Here is a 19,797-nt window from a genome sequence, read left to right on the forward strand (position 1 = left end):
ATGAGTGGCTCAGGTTCAGTTATTTACAAATCTTAATAATAGGCGCAACAAGGCTTAACACAAGGCTCGTCCGTGACAAATTGGATTGGGATCTGAACAGTTGGAATTAAATTCAGTATAATTACGGAATCCTAAACAGCGCTCTAGCAACGCTTAGGGTAACGGCTCGGCTAGGGGGTAAATCCGGGTGTATCCCCAATTTCTCGATATCGTGCATCATCCTTGAGCAACAAAATCAACTTGACTGCTCTTCGGTGGACTCAACCCCGGTTGAAATCGCCCAGTTGATGGTTTCTCGTAACCATTGTCACGGGTTTTTGTTGTTTTTAAAAATCCAGCTCATGACTCTTGCAGTATTGGTTTTTCTGGCTAGCGGTTGGTTGGAGGGGGGAGTATTGGGGAATGTCGGTCCGAGAGTCGTCGCGGACTATGCAGGGCGATCGCCCCAACCCCATCAAATTCAGAAACAGTTAAATTCCGGTTCATCGGACACCATCGCCCGTTTTGACCCACCCGATCGAGGGGCGCCTGAAGGAACTGTGGATGCGGGGGGAACCCGAGGTAAATGCCCCCAAGATGCCATACAGCCCGACCCCTCCCTGACAGTTTTAGTGCCGAGGGTGACCCCAGATGCGAGGGATTGGGCCTTGACGACCTCGCCTCATCCCACCGTTTGGGTGTATGTCCCGGACACTGTGGCCTCCCAGGGGCTGTTTGTGGTGCGCGATCGTCAATGGAACGACATCTATCGTCAGGAGGTGGCGTTACCTGAATCGGGTATTTTGGAACTGCAAGTACCCGAATCCGTTGAGGGGTTAGCGTTAGAGGAAGATTACCGTTTACAGTTTGCCATTCTCTGTCCGCCAGATGGGACTGGGGCCCCGCGAGAAGTGGTGGCCCAGGCCTGGGTGCGTCGGGTTGAACCCACCTCCAGTTTGATGGCTCAATTGCAGCAACAGTCGGAGCGCGATCGGCCTCTAATTTATGGACAACATGGCATTTGGTATGAATCTCTCTCGGGCCTAGCGTATCAGAGACAGTCGGCACCCAATGACCCGCAGTTACAACAGCGTTGGCAGGACTTTTTAGAGTCCGCCGGTTTAGCTGAATTTTCCGAATTTTCTCTGGTGAACTAATCGTTACGTTGGGGTGGGTGTTATGGAGACTTGGAGATGGGGATGGGCGGTTACTTTGGGACTGGGGATGGCGATCGCGCCTACCGTCCCAATTCAAGCTCAAGTTATCCCCGATGGCAGTTTAGGCAATGAAGGTTCGGTGACCACGCCTACGGAAACCGGGGTTCAAATCGACGGCGGGGCCGTACGAGGGGATAATCTCTTCCACAGTTTCCAGGAATTTTCCATCCCCACCAACAGCGAAGCCTTTTTCAACAATCCCGATGTCGCCAACATCTTTAGCCGCGTCACCGGCGGCTCAATTTCCGACATCGATGGTGTCTTGCGGGCCAACGGAACCGCTAACTTATTTTTACTCAACCCCAACGGCATTATCTTCGGTCCCAATGCTCGTTTAGACATCGGCGGTTCCTTTGTCGCCAGTACAGCCAACAGTCTGGTTTTTGAGAATGGCTTGGAGTTTAGTGCCAGTGATGCTGGAGATTCAGCCCCCCTATTGAGCGTGAATGTACCCTTAGGGGTGCAACTTAATAATCATCCCGGCAGTATTGAAGCCACCGGGGCAATTCTCAATGTATCTGAGGGAGAATCTATTGCGCTGGTGGGTGGGGAGATTAGCCTAGAGGATGTTGAAATCAATGCAGCGGCTGGACGAATTGACCTCGTAGGAGTGGGGGAAGCGGGACAAGTCAGCTTTGAGGTGGGTGATGTCAACTCGGGATTTCCGTCCTTCGGGGTTCCCGCCGAACTGAGTCGCGCCTCAGTGTCGTTGGATGAGGCGAATCTGAATGTAGCCGGAGTTGTGGGGGGAGAGATTGGGATTCAGGCGTTGGATATCGAGATGCGGGATAGCGTTTTAGGCGGGGGAATTTCTCGCGGACTTGGGTTTGAGGGCGGCGAGTCGGGAAATATTGAGTTGGATGCGATGGGTGATATCACTATCTCAGATGGTGGGATAGGAAATTTAGTTAGAGAAGGCTCGATTGGTAACGCTGGTGATATCAACTTGAGTGCAGATAATATTGAATTAAATAACGGCGCTCAGTTAGATTCTAGTACCTTGGGGGAGGGAAATACAGGCTCAGTGACCCTTCGTGCTGGTGATAGCATTGTCATCTCAGGGGCAAATTCTGATGACTTTCGTAGTGCGATTTTCAACCAAGTTACGGAAACTGGGCAAGGTGATGCGGGCAGTATTAGTCTCATCGGTGAGGTTATCGAGATAAGTGAAGGTGCATTTTTGTCTTCCAGTACCTTCGGGGAAGGAGATGGAGGAAGCGTCATGATTGAAGCTGGTGATACTGCTATTTTGTCGGATGGGGATGTGTTTAGCAATGTCGAAGAAACAGCACGGGGAGATGCAGGCAACATCAGAGTCATTGGCAACCGAGTAGAAGTTTTAGATGGTGCTCAGTTGATTTCTAATACATTAGGGGTTGGCAATGCTAGCAGGATAGACATTCAGGGGACCGAAACGATTATCTTTTCCGGAGAAAATTCGGAAGGTTTTGTAAGTGGAGCTTTTAGCCGTATTCGAGAAACCGGGCAAGGAGATGCCGGTGAGATTAACCTGCGGGCTAACCATATAGAGATAAGCAATGGGGCAGAATTATCTTCGAGTACCTTCGGTGAGGGGAATGCAGGAAACGTCACCATAGAAGCGAGTGATGTCGCACGATTTTCAAACGCTAATGTCTTTAGCAGCATAGGAGAAACAGGACGGGGAAATGCAGGTAACATTAGAGTCATTGGCAATCGAGTAGAAGTTTTAGATGGCGCTCAGTTAATTTCTGATACATCGGGTCAAGGGAATGCCGGCAGGATAGACATCCAGGGGACCGAAACGATTATCTTTTCCGGAGAAAATTCGGAAGGTTTTGTAAGTGGAGCTTTTAGCCGTATTCGAGAAACCGGGCAAGGAGATGCCGGTGAAATTAGCCTACGTGGTAACTCTATCGAGGTGCGCGATCGGGCAAGATTATCTTCGAGTACCTTTGGGGAGGGAGATGCGGGAAACGTCATCATAGAGGCTGGTGACACAGTACGATTCTTGAATGATGGAACTGTCTTTAGCAATGTAGCAGAAACAGGACAAGGAAATGCGGGAAACATCAGAGTCATTGGCAATCGAGTAGAGGTTCGAGATGGCGCTCAGTTAGTTTCTAATACACGAGGTCAAGGGAATGCCGGGAGGATAAACATCCAGGGGACTGAAGCGATTATCTTTTCGGGAGAAAATGCGGAAGGTTTGCCGAGTGCTGCCTTCAGCCGTCTTCGAGAAACCGGACAAGGAGATGCCGGTGAGATTAACCTGCGGGCTAACCATGTAGAGATAAATAATGGGGCGCAATTATCTTCGAGTACCTTCGGTGAGGGGAATGCAGGAAACATCACCATAGAAGCTGGTGACACAGTACGATTTTTGAATGACGGAACTGTCTTTAGCGATGTAGCAGAAACAGGACAAGGAAATGCGGGCAGCATCAGAGTCATTGCTAACCGAGTGGAAGTTTTAGATGGCGCTCAATTCAGTTCGAGTACATTGGGGCAAGGGAGTGCCGGCAGGATAGACATCCAGGGGACTGAAGCGATTATCTTTTCGGGAGAAAATGCGGAAGGTTTTCCGAGTGCTGCCTTTAGCCGTGTTCGAGAAACAGGGCAAGGAAATGCCGGTGAGATTAACCTGCGGGCTAATCATGTAGAGATAAGTAATGGGGCGCGATTATCTTCGAGTACTTTCGGCGAAGGAGACGCGGGAAACGTCATAATAGCAAGTGACACGGCGCGATTGTCGAGTTCTGAGGTCCTTGTCGAGGTAGAGGAAAGCGGACAAGGAAACGGAGGGGATATCCGAATTATTGCAGATAGGCTGTTTATGGAAGATGGCGCTCGGTTAAATTCCAGTACCTTGGGTGAAGGAAATGCAGGGACTGTCACCATTGAGGCAAGTGGTGCAGTTCTCTTCTCAAATAGTTTTGCGGCAAGCATAGTAGGAGAAAATACACGAGGGAATTCGGGAGGAGTTAGTATTATTGCTAGTCATCTAGAAGTACGAGACGGGGCAGCCTTGATTTCCAGCACCTTGGGTCAAGGGGATGCTGGAACGATTAGAATTGAGGTGGGTAATGTAGTATTCTCTAACGGTTTTGTCTTTAGTACCGTCCAAGAAAAGGGACAAGGTAATGCTGGGGATATTAGTATTATTTCCAATACCCTAGAAATGCGAGATAGATCTCAATTAAATTCAAGTACATTTGGGGAAGGAAATGCAGGAACCGTTAGAGTTGAAGCGAGGGACACTATAAGCTTTTCGGGGTTAAGCTCTCGGGAAATTCCCCTGGGTATTTTTAGTGCTGTAGAAGAAACAGGACGGGGAAATGCTGGAGGTGTGAGTATCCGGGCTAATACCGTGGAAATGAATGATGGTGCTCAGCTAAATTCAAGTACTTTTGGACAGGGAAATGCGGGGACGGTGACCATTGAAGCCAATGATAGAGTTATCTTATCGGGACTTAATAATCCTGAGGGATTGGCCACGGGGGCTTTCAGCGCTGTTGGAGACACGGGAGAAGGTAATGCAGGAGATGTGATAATCCTTGCTAACAGTCTGGAAATGCGAGATGGCGCTCAGCTCAATGTCAATACCTTAGGTCAAGGCAATGCGGGAACCGTAAGAGTTGAAGCTAATGATCAAGTTATATTATCGGGACTTAACAATCCCGAGGAAGTGGTCACCGGTGTTGTCAGTGCTGTTGGAGAAAACGCACGAGGAAATGCCGGAGGTGTGAGTATTTTGACTGGCAGTCTGGAAATGCGAGATGGCGCTCAGTTAAACTCAGTTACATTGGGTCAAGGCAATGCGGGAACCGTAAGAGTTGAAGCCAGCGATAGGGTAATTTTCTCAGGAGTGAATTCTGAAGGACAACCCAGTGCAGGCTTGACCAGCGTGGGCGAAACAGGGCAAGGGGATGCGGGAGGCGTTAGCATTCTTGCCAACACTTTAGAACTCCGAGATGGGGCCATACTAGATTCAAGTACCTTGGGTCAAGGAAATGCAGGAACAGTCTCGATTGAGGTAAGTGAGACATTATTGTTATCAAACGGCTTGATCATGAGCGGTGTAGTAGAACAGGGACGCGGCAATGCCGGCAATATCACTGTTGTTGCTGACCGGTTAGAAGTTCATGATGGTTTGTTAATATCCAGTAGCACGAATCAAGGAGATGCGGGAACGATAACAGTTGAAGTCCGAGACAGTGCCATCTTTTCAGGCTTTTATACCGACCTTTCCGGCCCGGAACCTGAGGTCTGGCCGAGTGGTTTATACAGCACCATTGAAGAAACCGGACAAGGGAATGCCGGAGGCGTGAATCTCATCGCCGGAACCGTGGAACTGCGAGATGGGGCGCGATTATCCTCCAGTAATAACGCCACATCTAATGCCAATAACTTTACAGCGGGTGATGTCTTTGTCCAAGCCGATCGCCTACACCTGAGCGATCGCGCCGATATCAGTGCCAACACCGGCGGTCGTGGTGGCAACATCCGACTCAACACCGGAACCACCATCCTCCGGCGGGGTAGCAGCCTCCAAACCAACGCCGAGGGAGACTTCCCCGGAGGCAATATCATCATCGATACCGATGCCCTAGTCGCCCTAGAAAACAGCGACATCACCGCCAACGCCCTCAACGCCGCCGGGGGTCGCGTCATGATCAACAGTCAAGGCATTTTTGGCACGGAATTTCGGGACGAACTGACCCCCGAAAGCGATATCACCGCCACCTCCGAACTAGGGGCTGAGTTCAGTGGTTCCGTAGAACTCAATACCCCAGAGGTGGATACAACCACGGGACTGGTGGACCTCTCTGCCAATCCCCTCGATGTGGCGGCCCTGCTGGATACCGACCCCTGTCGCGGCGGGCGGGAGAGTGAATTCTATGTCACCGGACGGGGGGGACTTCCTCCCAATCCTGACGGGTCCCTGGCCACGGAAACCACCTGGGTGGATTGGCGTTCTCTGGACGATCGCCCCTCGAACAGGGCCCAAAGCCACCGGGAGGAGACAGCCCCCCTCGTGGAAGCCCAAGGCTGGCACGTCACTGGAGAGGGGGCGGTGGTTCTCTCGGCAGAGAGTCCCGACGGCTCAGCAACCCCTCCCCAGGAAACTCCGGCCCACTGTTCTCCTCTAACTTCAACCCCCTGAATGTTCCCATGGCCCATCGCACTTGTGTTCCCCTAGTTCTCTTGAGTTTCTGTCTAGGACTGGCTCCCGCCCAAGGCGTGGTTCCCGCTCTCGATGGATCTGAGAGGATGGCCCGGGACAGCCAACCCGTCACGGCCTCAACCTCAGGTCAAAGATTCTTGCAAGAGGGACAACAGTTCTATCAGGGGCAACGGTATCAGGAAGCGGTGGAGGCTTGGCAACAGGCGGCCCGTGAGTTCGATCGCCAAGGAAACCCGCCCCAACAAGCTCTGGCCCTGAGTTATCTCAGCCTAGGATATCAACAGCTTGGTGAGTTGAGATTAGCCCATCAAGTTGATGAAAGCATCCAGGAACTGCTCAGGGCCAACCCCATCACGAGCCTGGCCCGCTTAGCTCAGATTCTCAACATTCGCGGTCATCTCTATTTAGCCTCAGGACAGCCACAACGGGCCTTTGACATTTGGCAGGAGGCCAGCCACAACTATCAACAAGCCGAGGATACTGAGGGGGCGATCGCCAGTCAAATCAACGAAGCCCAAGCCCTACAAGCCCTGGGACTCTACGCCCGCTCTCGCCGTCGCCTAGAAACCGTCGCCAGCACCCTCGAAGACCACCCCGATTCCCTCATCAAAGCCCTGGGGTTTCAGAGTTTGGGCAATACGTTCCTGGCTATTGGTCAATTACAAGAAGCCCGGGATGTGTTAGAACGGAGTCTTCAGATTGCCGAACCCCTCGGGGATGACTCGACCCTGGCCTCCATCTATGTCAGTTTAGGCAATACCATCAGTAGTCTGGTGCAACGGGCCCGGAACACCCAGGACTTCGACAGCTTGGCTCAGGAACGACAGGCCGGTTTGCAAGCCTATGAACGGGCCGCCAGTCTGGCCTCCAGTCCCATCCTCCGGTTAGAAGCCCAGTTAAATCAACTCACCCTCTTAGCGGATAACGATCGCCCCTCAGAACCCGACTCGCTCACACCCCCAGACCCCCAGGAGATAGCCAGACTACAAACGGCGATCGCCCAGCAACTCAGCCAACTTCCCCCCAGTCGCCGCAGCATCTACGCCCAGGTTCGCTTTGCCCGCCATCTCATCTCCAGCGGCAACAACCGCCGTGAGGTGGGGGAGGTTCTGGCTACTGCTGTCCAACAGGCCCGCGAGATTGGCGATCGCCGTGCCGAATCCCATGCCCTGGGGAACTTAGGCAATCTCTATGAAACCAACCAACAGTGGCAGATAGCCGAAACCCTAACCCGTGAGGCAGTGGTTTTAGCCCAGTCCATCGATGCCGGAGATATCGCCTATCGTTGGCATTGGCAGCTGGGACGACTACTCAACGCCCAGGGACAAACCGAAGCCGCCCAGGATGCCTACCAGATTGCCCTAACTACCTTGCAATCCATCCGCAGCGACTTAGTCGCCATGAACCCCGAAGTTCAATATGACTTCCGAGAAACCGTCGAACCCGTCTATCGGGAATATGTCGATTTACTGCTGTCAGACCCCAATCCCAGTCAGACGAATTTACAAAAAGCCCGAGAGGCGATCGAAGATTTACAACTCGCTGAACTAGACAACTTTTTCCGGGATGCCTGTTTAGATACAACCCCCGTTTCTGTTGAGGAGATTGACCCCAATGCAGCAGTTCTCTACTCGATTATTCTACCCGACCGTCTAACAACAATTCTCTCCCTTCCTGGGGAACCCCTACAATTTTATGAAACTGCTGTTGCCCAAGGGGAAATCAACGAAAAATTACGTCAATTTCGTCAAAAGGTCGGTCGTTCAACCGCTGTGTTGCCCGAATTGCTTAACCAATCGCAACAACTCTACGATTGGCTAATCCGCCCCCTAGAGGCGGCGTTGCAGGGTAGCGACGTGGAAACCCTCACCTTTATCCTGGATGGTGGACTGCGAAACATCCCCATCGCCGCTCTGCATGATGGAGAACACTATCTCATTGAACGCTACCCCGTCGCCCTAACACCGGGAATGCAGCTTTTGGAAACCGGAGGGCGATCGCGCGATCGCCTCACCGCCTTAGCCGCCGGCTTATCCGAAGCCCGACATGGGTTTTCAGCTCTCATCCATGTCCCTGGAGAATTACAAAAGATCGCCGATCAAGTCAACCCCAGTCGCCAGTTGCTCAACACCGGCTTCACCCGCAACTCTTTGGCTGAGGAAATCCGTAACTTTCCCTCCCCCATCATCCACATTGCCACCCATGGACAATTTAGTTCTCAGGCAGAAAATACGTTTATTCTCGCCTACGATACCCCGGTTAATGTGCGAGAGTTAGAAACCCTACTACGCCAGCGAGGAGAAAATGGAGAATCAGAAATTCTAGAACTTTTAGTCCTGAGTGCCTGTGAAACGGCAACCGGCGACGATCGCGCCACCCTGGGTTTAGCCGGGGTAGCCGTACGAGCGGGGGCCCGCAGTACTCTCGCCACTCTTTGGCAAGTTGACGATGCCGCAACGTCCTTGTTTATGTCAGTTTTTTATGAGCATTTAGGCATTCCGGGGACGACTAAAGCGGAAGCATTGCGACAGGCTCAGCTAAGTTTGTTAGCCTATGATGATTATTTACTTCCCTATTATTGGTCAGCGTATATATTAGTTGGCAACTGGATGTAATGAGTTTTACGATTGTTTAGTGAGGGTCAGTGTGATGGCAAATTGGCAATGGGGACGGGTAGTGGGTCTGGGACTGGGGATGGCGATCGTGCCTATTGTCCCAATTCAAGCTCAAATTATCCCCGATGGCAGTTTAGGCAATGAAGGTTCGGTAACAACGCCAACGGAAACCGGAGTTCAAATCGACGGCGGGGCCGTACGAGGGGATAATCTCTTCCACAGTTTCCAGGAATTTTCCATCCCCACCAATAGCGAAGCCTTTTTCAACAATCCCGACGTCGCCAACATCTTTAGCCGCGTCACCGGCGGCTCAATTTCCGACATCGATGGTGTCTTGCGTGCCAACGGAACCGCCAATCTAGTCTTACTCAATCCCAACGGCATTATCTTCGGTCCCAATGCTCGTTTAGACATCGGCGGTTCCTTCGTCGCCAGTACAGCCAACAGTCTGGTTTTTGAGAATGGCTTGGAGTTTAGTGCCAGTGATGCTGGAGATTCAGCCCCCCTATTGAGCGTGAATGTACCCTTAGGGGTGCAATTCAATGGAAGTCCCGGCAGCATTGAGGCCACTGGGGCCACTCTCAACGTCTCTGAGGGGGAATCTATTGCCTTGGTGGGGGGGGAGATGAGGCTAGAGGATGTTCAAATCAATGCAGCCGCTGGACGAATTGACCTCGTGGGAGTGGGGGAAGCGGGACAAGTCAGCTTTGAGGTGGGCGATGTCAACTCAGGATTTCTATCTGGGGGGTTTGGGGTTCCTGCTGAACTAAGTCGCGCCTCAGTGTCGTTGGATGAGGCGAATCTGAATGTAGTCGGAGTTGTGGGGGGAGAGATTGGCATTCAGACGTTGGATGTCGAGATTCGCAATAGTGTTTTGGAGGGGGGAATTGCTGAGGGAATCGGGATTGAGGGCGGCCAGTCAGGGAATATTGAGTTGGATGCGATGGGTGATATCAGCATCTTCAATAGCCAACTCAATAACGAAGTTAGAGAAGGCTCGATTGGTACTCCTGGCGATATCAACCTGATCGCTAATACTGTAGAAGCTAATCGCGGTGCTTACTTGAATTCGAGTACAAGAGGTGAAGGAAATGCGGGGTCTGTGAATGTTCAAGCTCGTGAGAGTGTTATCCTCACTGGTCCTAACTCAGAGGATATACGAACTGGGGCCTTCAGTAGTGTCAGAGAAACTGGACGAGGCAATTCTGGAACTGTGAGAATTGTGGGGAACAGAGTTGAAGTTCGAGATGGCGCCCAACTCTCTTCGTCTAGCTTTGGTCAGGGCAATGCGGGAACTGTCATCATAGAAGCAAATGACACGGTTTTTTTATCAGCCGCTAATGCAGAAAATAACGAATTTGCTGCTGGTGCTGGGAGCGTCTTAACAGAAACCGGTCGAGGTAGGGCTGGAAATATTAGGGTCGTTGCTAACTTTGTAGAAATTCGAGACGGGGCACAGTTAAATTCAACGACTTTAGGAGAAGGAGATGCAGGAACAGTGACCATTGAAGCTCACGATACGGTCTTTTTGTCAGGCGGTTATATCTTCAGCAATGTTGGTGAAACTGGTCGTGGTAATGGAGGAAGTATTAATATCATTGCAAATACAGTTGATATGCGGGATGGATCTGGTGTTACTTCAGGTACATTTGGTCAAGGTAATGCAGGATCCATAACTATCGAGGCTCATGATCTTGCTATTTTTTCAGGTACTAATAGTGAGGGTATTTTAACCAGTGTCTCAGGCGATGTGGGTAATAGGGCACAAGGGAATGGAGGAAATTTAAATCTTATTGGCAATCGGATAGAAGTTCATGGTGGTGCCATGTTAAGTTCGGGGACCTTGGGTGAAGGTAATGGGGGATCTATAACCATTCAGGCTCATGACCGAGTTCTAGTTTCGGGGTCTAAAATTGAAGGTATATTCGGTGGGGTTATTACAAATGTAACAGACACAGGTCGAGGTGATGGAGGCAATATACACATCATCACTAACAGTTTGGAGGTAATAAATGAAGGGATTTTGTCTTCAGGCAGTTTGGGGATCGGCAATGCAGGATCTATCCTAGTAGAAGCTGATGAGTTTGCGTTGTTTTTGAACGGTGAAATTTCAAGTAATATCGGAGAAAATGCTTTAGGAAATGCAGGAAACATTGATATTATTTCCGATATCATAGAAGTCCTGGACGGCGCTCAGTTAAGTTCAAGTATATCTGGTGAAGGTGAGGCAGGTATTATCACATTACAAGCCGCAGACCGAATCCTTATCTCAGGTTCTATTTCTGAAGAATTTTTAAGTGCAGTCTTTACTCGCGTAGAAGAAACTGGACGAGGAAATGGAGGGGGCATAAACATTGTTGGAAACAGTGTGGAAATCAGTGATCGAGCACAGTTATCCTCAAGCACATTAGGCGAAGGAGATGCAGGTAAAATCAGTCTTGAGGCACATAATGCAGTCGTTTTTTCCAGCGGTGATGCACTGAGTACTGTAGAAGGCGGTCGAGGAAATGCAGGAGATATTACTATTTTCGCTCCAGAAGTTGGAGTACGAGACGGAGCACAGTTATCATCAAGTACTTTGGGTGAAGGCAATGCTGGTTCAGTTACTATAATCGGCGATGATCGGGTTGTGTTTACAGGCTCTAATTTAGATGGTAGATCTAGCGGTGCCTTGAGTCTCGTTCAACAATCTGCAAACGGTCATGGCGGTGATGTCTATATTTCTGGTAATGTCGTAGAGATTCGTGATGGTGCCTTTTTATCTACAAGTACTGCTGGTATGGGAGATGGAGGCAATATCACGATTGAAGGTGAGGAACGAGTGGTTATATCTAATAGTTCAGCGTTTAGTAGTGTGTTACTCGGGGGGCGAGGCAATGCAGGAAATGTGAGAATTCTTGGAGATAGAATAGAAGTCAGCAACGGTGCTTCATTGTCTTCCAACACTTCCGGCGAAGGAGATGGTGGCATCCTCAGTCTTGAAGCAGCTAATCATATTATTTTATCTGATGTGTTTATAACAACTAGTGTTGGAGAAATGGCTCAAGGGAATGCTGGCCGTATTCAGGTATCTAGTCACCAAATTGAAGTTAATGAAAGTGCCACCTTGGCATCTAGTACCTTCGGGAATGGAAATGCAGGAACCGTGACTATTGAAGCCGGTGATAGTATTTTGTTTTCGGGGGCTGGTGTCGCTAGCTCTGCGGGGGACACTCATCCAGGAAATGCGGGAGATGTAAGAATATTTGGCAATGTTATAGACTTCACAAACCGTGCAAATTTGTTGTCAGCCACGTTTGGTGTTGGTGAGGGAGGAGACATTCTTATTCAAGCCAGTGACCGCGTCACTTTCTCCGATAGCGGGGCATCAAGCGGTACCTTCGCTAATAGTGGAGGGAATGCTGGGGAGATTCGGGTTCTTGGCAACATAGTGGAAGTACGTGATGGTGCTTCTTTGTCGTCTAGTACTATCGGGACTGGAAATGCTGGCAGTGTAAGCATTGAAGCCAATGATCATGTCCTCTTCTCTAATGGGTGGGCAGCAAGTAATGCCTTAACGAATAGTGGAGGGAATGCTGGAGAAGTCCGAGTTACGGGGGATACAGTAGAGGTAAGTGACCGAGCTTTTTTATCATCAGACACCGCTGGAACCGGAAACGCAGGTCGTGTGACGGTTGAAGCTAATGATCGTGTCGTCTTTTCTAACTCCTTAGCATCCACGAGCGTCGCACAACAAGGTCGAGGTAATGCCGGGAATGTGAGCGTTCTTGCCAACACAGTTGAACTGCGAGATAGGGCGCGATTATCCTCCAGTAATAACGCCACATCTAATGCCAATAACTTTGCAGCGGGCGATGTCTTTGTCCAAGCCGATCGCCTACACCTGAGCGATCGCGCCGATATCAGTGCCAACACCGGCGGTCGTGGTGGCAACATCCGACTCAACACCGGAACCACCATCCTCCGGCGGGGTAGCACTCTCCAAACCAACGCCGAGGGAGACTTCCCCGGAGGTAATATCATCATCGATACCGATGCCCTAGTCGCCCTAGAAAACAGTGACATCACCGCCAACGCCCTCAACGCCGCCGGGGGTCGCGTCATGATCAACAGTCAAGGCATTTTTGGCACCGAATTTCGGGACGAACTGACCCCCGAAAGCGATATCACCGCCACCTCCGAACTGGGGGCCGAATTCAGGGGTTCCGTAGAACTCAATACCCCAGAGGTGGATACAACAACCGGACTGGTCGACCTCTCTGCCAATCCCCTCGATGTGGCGGCCCTGCTAGATACCGACCCCTGTCGCGGCGGGCGAGAGAGTGAATTCTATGTCACCGGACGGGGGGGACTTCCTCCCAATCCCGACGGGTCCCTGGCCACAGAAACCACCTGGGTGGATTGGCGTTCTCTGGACGCAGAGGCATCCGACACAGCCGGGGCCCGGCAGGAAGACACAGCCCCCCTCGTGGAAGCCCAAGGCTGGCACATGACTGGAGAGGGAGCAGTGGTTCTCTCGGTTGAGAATCCCGACGGCTCACCAACCCCTCCCCAGACCTCACCGGCTCACTGTTCTCCCCCACAGCCTAGCCGTTAATCATCGGGGTTCCCCTAGGCTCCACCCCGGAGCTTATCGAGAACACTCCGGTCTTGTAGAGTTGAGGTATCCCCGGAGATTTCCTCACCGGCCGCGAGATTGCGCAACAGACGACGCATGATTTTCCCAGAGCGGGTTTTCGGTAAATCATCCGTAAAGCGAATCTCCTGGGGACGGGCGATCGCCCCAATATCCTCAACCACATGCTGCTTCAACGCCTTAGCCAACTCCTCAGAGGGGTCATGCTCCGACTCCAGCGAGACAAAGGCGACAATACTCTCCCCCCGTAACTCATCGGGTTTGCCCACAACGGCCGCCTCCGTCACCGCCGGGTGAGAGACTAACGCCGACTCAATCTCCATCGTCCCCAAACGATGGCCCGAGACGCTAATCACATCATCAACCCGGCCCATCACCCAGAAATAGCCATCCTCATCCTTGCGGGCCCCATCCCCAGCAAAATAGAAATGTTGCCCATCTTTGGGGGGAATATTTTCCCAATAGCTGCGACGGAAGCGGTCGAAATCACCATACACCGTGCGCATCATACTGGGCCAGGGATGCTTAATCACCAAATAGCCCCCCTGATTCGCCTCGACGGGATTGCCCTCTAAGTCCACCACATCCGCCAAAATTCCCGGAAACGGACGAGTCGCCGAACCGGGTTTCGTGGCAGTCGCCCCCGGAAGCGGTGTTAACATAAAGCCTCCCGTTTCCGTTTGCCACCAGGTATCCACAATCGGGCAGCGCTCGCCCCCAATCACGCGGTGATACCACACCCAAGCCTCGGGGTTAATCGGTTCACCCACCGTTCCCAAAATCCGCAACGAAGAGAGATTACGGGACTTGGGATGACGTTCCCCGGCCTTCATAAAAGCCCGAATCGCGGTGGGTGCGGTATAGAAAATGGTCACACCATATTTTTCCACCACATCCCAGAAACAGCCGGGATTAGAAGGACGAGGAACCCCCTCATACATCACCGTGGTTGCCCCATTCGATAGAGGTCCATAGACAATATAACTATGACCCGTAATCCAGCCCACATCAGCGGTACACCAATAGACATCAGTATCTTGTAGGTCAAAAGTCCATTGACAGGTGACATGGGTGTAGAGGTTGTAGCCACCAGTGGTATGAACCACCCCTTTCGGTTTGCCCGTACTGCCACTGGTGTGGAGGATAAATAGCATATCTTCACTATCCATCGCTTCCGCTGGACAGTCAGCAGAGGCGGTTTTTTGCAGCTCGTGCCACCAATGGTCACGGCCGCTGTCCATCGTAATCTCATCCCCCGTGCGCTGCACCACCAGCACATTATCTACGCTGGGGATAGCGTTGTCGTCGAGGGCCTTATCCACTTGGGGTTTTAGGGGAACCACCGCATCTTTGCGATAGCCCCCATCGGCAGTAATGACCAATTTGGCTGAGGCATCTTTGAGCCGTTCCCGCAGGGCCTCAGCACTGAAGCCCCCAAAGACGACCGTATGCACCGCCCCAATGCGGGCACAGGCTAACATGGCGATCGCCGCCTCGGGAATCATGGGCATATAAATCCCCACCACATCCCCTTTCTGCACCCCAAAGGACTTGATGACATTGGCCATCTGACAGACTTCCCGATGCAGTTGTGCGTAGGTGAGGGTGCGAGAGTCTCCCGGTTCCCCTTCCCAAATCAGGGCCGCCTTGTTTTTGCGCCAGGTGCCCAGGTGGCGATCGAGACAGTTATGGGAAATATTGAGTTGCCCCCCGACAAACCATTTCGCCGTGGGCGGGTTCCAATCGAGAACCTTGTCCCATTTCTGGAACCACTCCAGTTCCTTCTCGGCTAAATCACCCCAGAACCCTTCTGGATCGGCAGCAGCGGCATCGTAAAGCGCCTGATAGTCCTCCATGCTTTTGATGCGAGCCTGAGCTGAAAACTCAGGGGAGGGAGGAAAACTGCGCTTTTCATGCAGGATCGATTCAATCGTAGGTTGAGACATGGTGTTCAGATGGATTCAAAAAAGCCAGTCGTCTAACAATAGACAATTGATAAAAGACAGATAGTCACTTAAACATCTTTTGTGCTAAGGATTTTCCGCCACATCAACGTCCTTTATAATCTGACTACTACAAATCCTTGGATTTTGTAGTCAGACAGACAGACAGATAAGCTTTCATTCTCTCTCGAAACTGAACCTTCAACAGCCTGTTGTTAAATCAGTTAATATTCCGACGAGGTCTGCTCTGGAAGTTGCCGTAACACACAGGTATTACGCCCCTTCTCTTTGGCTTCATAAAGGGCATAATCCGCCGCTTCAATCAGTTCACGGGGGCTATTTGACCATTGGGGGATGAGATGAGCCACACCACAACTGAGGGTCACATAAGGGGCAACGTCCGAGGTTTTGTGTCCCAACTGCAAATGACGAACCCTATCATTGAGGCGTCGGGCCACCATCATGGCATCGGTTACACTCGTATCCGGCAGAATGATAGCAAATTCCTCCCCGCCATAACGAGCCACCACATCACCACTGCGCACTGACAAACTTAACGCCTGAGCAATTTGTTGCAAACAGTCGTCCCCCTGACGATGCCCGTAGGTGTCGTTGTAGGGCTTAAAGTAGTCCACATCACAGAGAATCAGAGAAATTGGCTGTTGCCGGCGTAGACTTGAAGACCACAGACGCTCTAGGTAGAGGTCAAAGTAACGACGGTTCCCCAGTTGCGTCAAGCCATCACAGGTAGCGAGTTTCTGGAGGCGATGAACATTATGCAGACTGACTAGAAAGCTAGCCATCAATGCAGCAGAAATGGGAGAGATGACAGGAACCCAACAACCCTTGATAAAGGCCACATAGCCAATGACCGGGAGAATCAGACATAAAGTTCCGAGATAAACACTCAGAAGACCCCAGGCGGGGGATTTGTGATTGCGAAACTGACTGGTTTGCCACCAGTACCAACTTATGAGGGTTCCAGCACTGGCCCAGCCGAACACCCAAATCCATTCTAAGACAGGGCTGGGGAAGCGAATCATGCTGCGACCATCCAAGGCGGCGCTGACGAGTTGGCTGGTGAGGTTGGCGTGAATGAGTAGGCCAGACATCTGAGTGTAGCGATCGCGCACTCGGTTACTATAAGGGGTGTTGTAATGCTCCTGATAGGTTGGGGTGACCAGGCCAATCATGGCAATGCGATCGCGAAATAAGTCATCGGGCACCTCACCGGCCAAAACCTCCGTCATGGAAACAGTCTCAAAGTTCTCCTGAGTGCCCCGGTAATTGAGAATCACCTGATAGCCCCCATCATCAATCTGAGCGTAGCCCCCATCATTTTGCCGCAGGGATTCAATCAAGGTTTTGCCTAACTGAACCCGACTACTGCCAGACCCCTGGGGTTCAATGGGGACGTCTTCCGCTTGCAGGTACATCAACGCCAACGCCGCTGCAAAACTATTACGAATTCTGCCATCGTTCCCCCGAACCGACACCAGCCCCCGACGAATCACTCCATCCGGGTCCATCACCATATCCGCCAATCCCACCTGATTCAGTTGTTGCAAAATCGGCGGTGGGGGCACAGACTGTCCAATATATTTCTCCAAACCAATCAGGTTAGGCGTCGTCGCCAGAACCGCTGACAGGCGATCGCTCCCCGGTGGAATGGGAACCTCCCGATAGAGATGGAGTCCTAGAACACGGGGCTGTTGCGATCGCACCTGTTCCAGTAATACTGCCAACTGTTCATCAGACAAGGGCCATTCTCCGGCCCTGCGAACATCATCATCATCAATCGTAATCAACACCAACCGTGGATCTGGGGCCTCCAGCGGTCGGTGTTGAATATACCAATCCAACATGGCCGCCTCCAGCATCTGAAACAGGCCCCCAGTGGTTGCCGCTACGACAATGCCAGTTGTACCAACCACTACTCCAAGTTGCGCTCGCCATTGCCGTAATCGGTCTTGAACTCGGGAACTGGTGCACATAGATTCAGGATGCCCCGTTCGAGTACGAAATCGGGGAGGCGCGATCAGCATAATGGTCGTCCGCAGATGAAGTCTGATGGATAGAGATGACGAGCAGGGGGTGCATGGCCCCCTGGCTCTCTATAATGCTCGTTTTTCCAGTGTAGTGTTTTTTTTCCCGTGATACCCCAGGGTTTTCACCCAACCTGTTGAGAGAGGTTCCCCCCAGCTCTTGTGGAAGTCTCCATCCTCATGTACACCTCCCCAGGCCCCTCTACCCGGAAATCTCTCTTAACCCGTATTGCGGGTTCTCTCCCAGACTAACGCGGTCTCTGTTAGCAGAACTCCACACCTTAGCCAACGGTTTCCTGAGGTTGTCCCTCATTATCCTCTCGTGGCTCGAACACATCTGAGGTTCTGTTCCTGTGACTGCTCGTGCTGACCACCTCATCCCGATACCCTGGGACACTAACCCACTCTGGGGGACTGACGGATTTGCCCATCCCACTAAAAGTTACAAAGCTCAAACCAATGATAGGTAAAGAACCCCAAAGAACGTTAACCATAAGTTGATGCACCCTGACGACAGTTGGCAAGTCATGCCATACACATATCATCTGAGACTAAAGGGCATCTTGTCATCCGTTAAATTGCGGAAATTGACGCTATCCCATGTCATAACGGGTTCAAAATGAGGGGTTTCACCCCTCACCCCAAAGGATCTACTCTTACGCAAACACCGGATAATTCGGGGAGCTACAGTAAGGTTTTAGGGTCATTCTCACTCCCCCAGGGGAATTTTTCAAACTGGGCACAGCGTTCCAAGTAAATCTCACAAGGTCGATCCTCTTGGATGTTATGCAAACAATGCTCAAACAATATTTTTGCTTCAGAATAATGTTGTACATGGTATAACAAAACCGCTTTCTCAAAATGAGTTCTCTCCTTTAATTTGGCATTTCTAATATCCGGTGGATCAGCATCAAACACCTCAAAAACGGAAACTTTTTCAGACTTACCATGAACTGAGACCCGATCAATCAGACGAATCAAATACCGATTTGTATCTTCGAGCTGTAAAAAAGTATCATGAGAAATCAGCAACGGAGTTCCATAAATTTTTGTTAGCCCTTCAATTCGAGATGCTAAATTAACCGCATCACTAATTACCGTTGTATCTAAATGATGTTGTCCCCCGACAATCCCCAACATTAACGACCCTGTATTGATGCCAATACCAATCTTAAGGGGGGGACGCTCTGGACGTTGGCGGGTGGTATTGTAATCATTGAGACGCTCCAACATAGCGATTCCTGCTCGAACAGCATCATCAGCCCCCCCACCAAACAAGGCCATAATCGCATCACCAATATACTTATCAATAAAGCCATTATTCTCAGAAATCATCGGCTCCATTCGAGATAAATAAGCATTGATGAACTTAAAATTGTCCTCCAAGATCATCGTTTCTGACAAACTTGTAAAATTGCGAATATCAGCAAAGAGAATCGACATTTCTTTCTCAACCGCCTCCCCCAGTTGCACATCAACCAAACTCTCATAGCCCAAAAATGAGAGAAATTCATGGGGCACAAAGCGAGCTGCTGCATCCGTCAACTGAAGCTCCATATTCAGAGCCCGATCTAACTCCTGGTTAACCTCAAATAGCTCACGGGTAACCTGTTCCCGAGCGGCATCGGCCTGGCGACGGGCCGTAATGTCCTGAAATGCCACCACGGCAAAGGTCACTGTTCCCTCAGGACTCAAAATTGGCGTCCCCCACATTTCCAAAGGAATGCGACCCTGTTGCACTTGAACATCCAGGGTATATCTCTTGGAGGAATGACCCGCCAAGGCTCGGAAGGCGGGCGTGTTGTCAGGAGGGAAGAGTTCTTCAGTACCAGCAATATAGGCCGGAGCCGCCTTACGCCGTGCATCGCAACTCCCAGGAATCCCAGCGTCCCCGAACAGCGCATTGGCCATGACATTAACATAATGAACACTGCCATCGGGATTAAGAACGCAGATCCCTAGGGGTAACGCCTCTAAAAACTGTAATAGCCGGCGATCGCTCTCATATTCTCCTTGCCGAAGTCGCGAGGTGGCCCCACGCCAGTGATTTAGAATGATAACCATGATCACTGCAAGCACTGGAAACCATCCCCACCCTTGCAATAGCAGCCTACTCAAGACCATCGGCTAACTCCCGATTCAAATGTAGGTTCTCCCCTAACCCCACCTGGGGTAGGGGGCCAAACTAGGATTTC

Annotated in this window: 7 protein-coding genes; 4 read left to right on the plus strand and 3 right to left on the minus strand. The window is 51.1% G+C overall.

Going from position 1 to position 19,797, the window contains the following annotated elements; translation table 11 throughout:
* Window positions 1–341: 341 nt before the first annotated feature.
* The 4 genes from NEA10_RS00120 to NEA10_RS00135 all read left to right on the plus strand — a co-directional run bounded on the left by NEA10_RS00120 (window position 342) and on the right by NEA10_RS00135 (window position 13,575).
* Window positions 342–1,136, plus strand: a complete 795-nt coding sequence (locus NEA10_RS00120; RefSeq protein ID WP_252663218.1) for a DUF928 domain-containing protein — start codon at window positions 342–344, stop codon at window positions 1,134–1,136.
* A gap of 67 nt (window positions 1,137–1,203) precedes the next feature.
* The gene (locus tag NEA10_RS00125) at window positions 1,204–6,342 is read left to right on the plus strand and encodes a two-partner secretion domain-containing protein (RefSeq protein WP_252663219.1); all 5,139 of its coding nucleotides are present in this window, start codon (window positions 1,204–1,206) and stop codon (window positions 6,340–6,342) included.
* Window positions 6,343–6,350: 8 nt separating this feature from the next.
* On the plus strand, window positions 6,351–8,978 hold the full coding sequence (locus NEA10_RS00130; RefSeq protein WP_252663220.1) for a CHAT domain-containing protein: 2,628 nt from the start codon (window positions 6,351–6,353) through the stop codon (window positions 8,976–8,978).
* A gap of 34 nt (window positions 8,979–9,012) precedes the next feature.
* Window positions 9,013–13,575, plus strand: coding sequence for a two-partner secretion domain-containing protein (locus tag NEA10_RS00135; protein ID WP_252663221.1), 4,563 nt, complete (start codon window positions 9,013–9,015; stop codon window positions 13,573–13,575).
* A 14-nt stretch (window positions 13,576–13,589) separates the two neighbouring features.
* On the opposite strand, the gene acs is transcribed toward NEA10_RS00135, so the two are convergent.
* The 3 genes from acs to NEA10_RS00150 all read right to left on the minus strand — a co-directional run bounded on the left by acs (window position 13,590) and on the right by NEA10_RS00150 (window position 19,666).
* The gene (gene acs / locus NEA10_RS00140) at window positions 13,590–15,560 is read right to left on the minus strand and encodes an acetate--CoA ligase (protein ID WP_252663222.1); all 1,971 of its coding nucleotides are present in this window, start codon (window positions 15,558–15,560) and stop codon (window positions 13,590–13,592) included.
* Window positions 15,561–15,781: 221 nt separating this feature from the next.
* Window positions 15,782–17,551 carry a CHASE2 domain-containing protein gene (locus tag NEA10_RS00145; protein ID WP_252663223.1) on the minus strand — a complete coding sequence of 590 codons (1,770 nt, stop codon included), beginning with the start codon at window positions 17,549–17,551 and terminating at the stop codon, window positions 15,782–15,784.
* Between the two features lie 735 nt (window positions 17,552–18,286).
* The gene (locus NEA10_RS00150) at window positions 18,287–19,666 is read right to left on the minus strand and encodes an adenylate/guanylate cyclase domain-containing protein (RefSeq protein ID WP_252663224.1); all 1,380 of its coding nucleotides are present in this window, start codon (window positions 19,664–19,666) and stop codon (window positions 18,287–18,289) included.
* Window positions 19,667–19,797 lie beyond the last annotated feature (131 nt).

The organism is Phormidium yuhuli AB48 (assembly GCF_023983615.1).
GTDB lineage: Bacteria > Cyanobacteriota > Cyanobacteriia > Cyanobacteriales > Geitlerinemataceae > Sodalinema > Sodalinema yuhuli.

Bases quoted from the DNA above. Each gene is read 5' to 3' on its own strand.
- NEA10_RS00120 (WP_252663218.1), top strand. From the start codon at position 342: ATGACTCTTGCAGTATTGGTTTTTCTGGCTAGCGGTTGGTTGGAGGGG.
- NEA10_RS00125 (WP_252663219.1), top strand. From the start codon at position 1,204: ATGGCGATCGCGCCTACCGTCCCAATTCAAGCTCAAGTTATCCCCGAT.
- NEA10_RS00130 (WP_252663220.1), top strand. From the start codon at position 6,351: ATGGCCCATCGCACTTGTGTTCCCCTAGTTCTCTTGAGTTTCTGTCTA.
- NEA10_RS00135 (WP_252663221.1), top strand. From the start codon at position 9,013: ATGGCAAATTGGCAATGGGGACGGGTAGTGGGTCTGGGACTGGGGATG.
- acs (WP_252663222.1), bottom strand. From the start codon at position 15,560: ATGTCTCAACCTACGATTGAATCGATCCTGCATGAAAAGCGCAGTTTT.
- NEA10_RS00145 (WP_252663223.1), bottom strand. From the start codon at position 17,551: ATGTGCACCAGTTCCCGAGTTCAAGACCGATTACGGCAATGGCGAGCG.
- NEA10_RS00150 (WP_252663224.1), bottom strand. From the start codon at position 19,666: ATGGTTATCATTCTAAATCACTGGCGTGGGGCCACCTCGCGACTTCGG.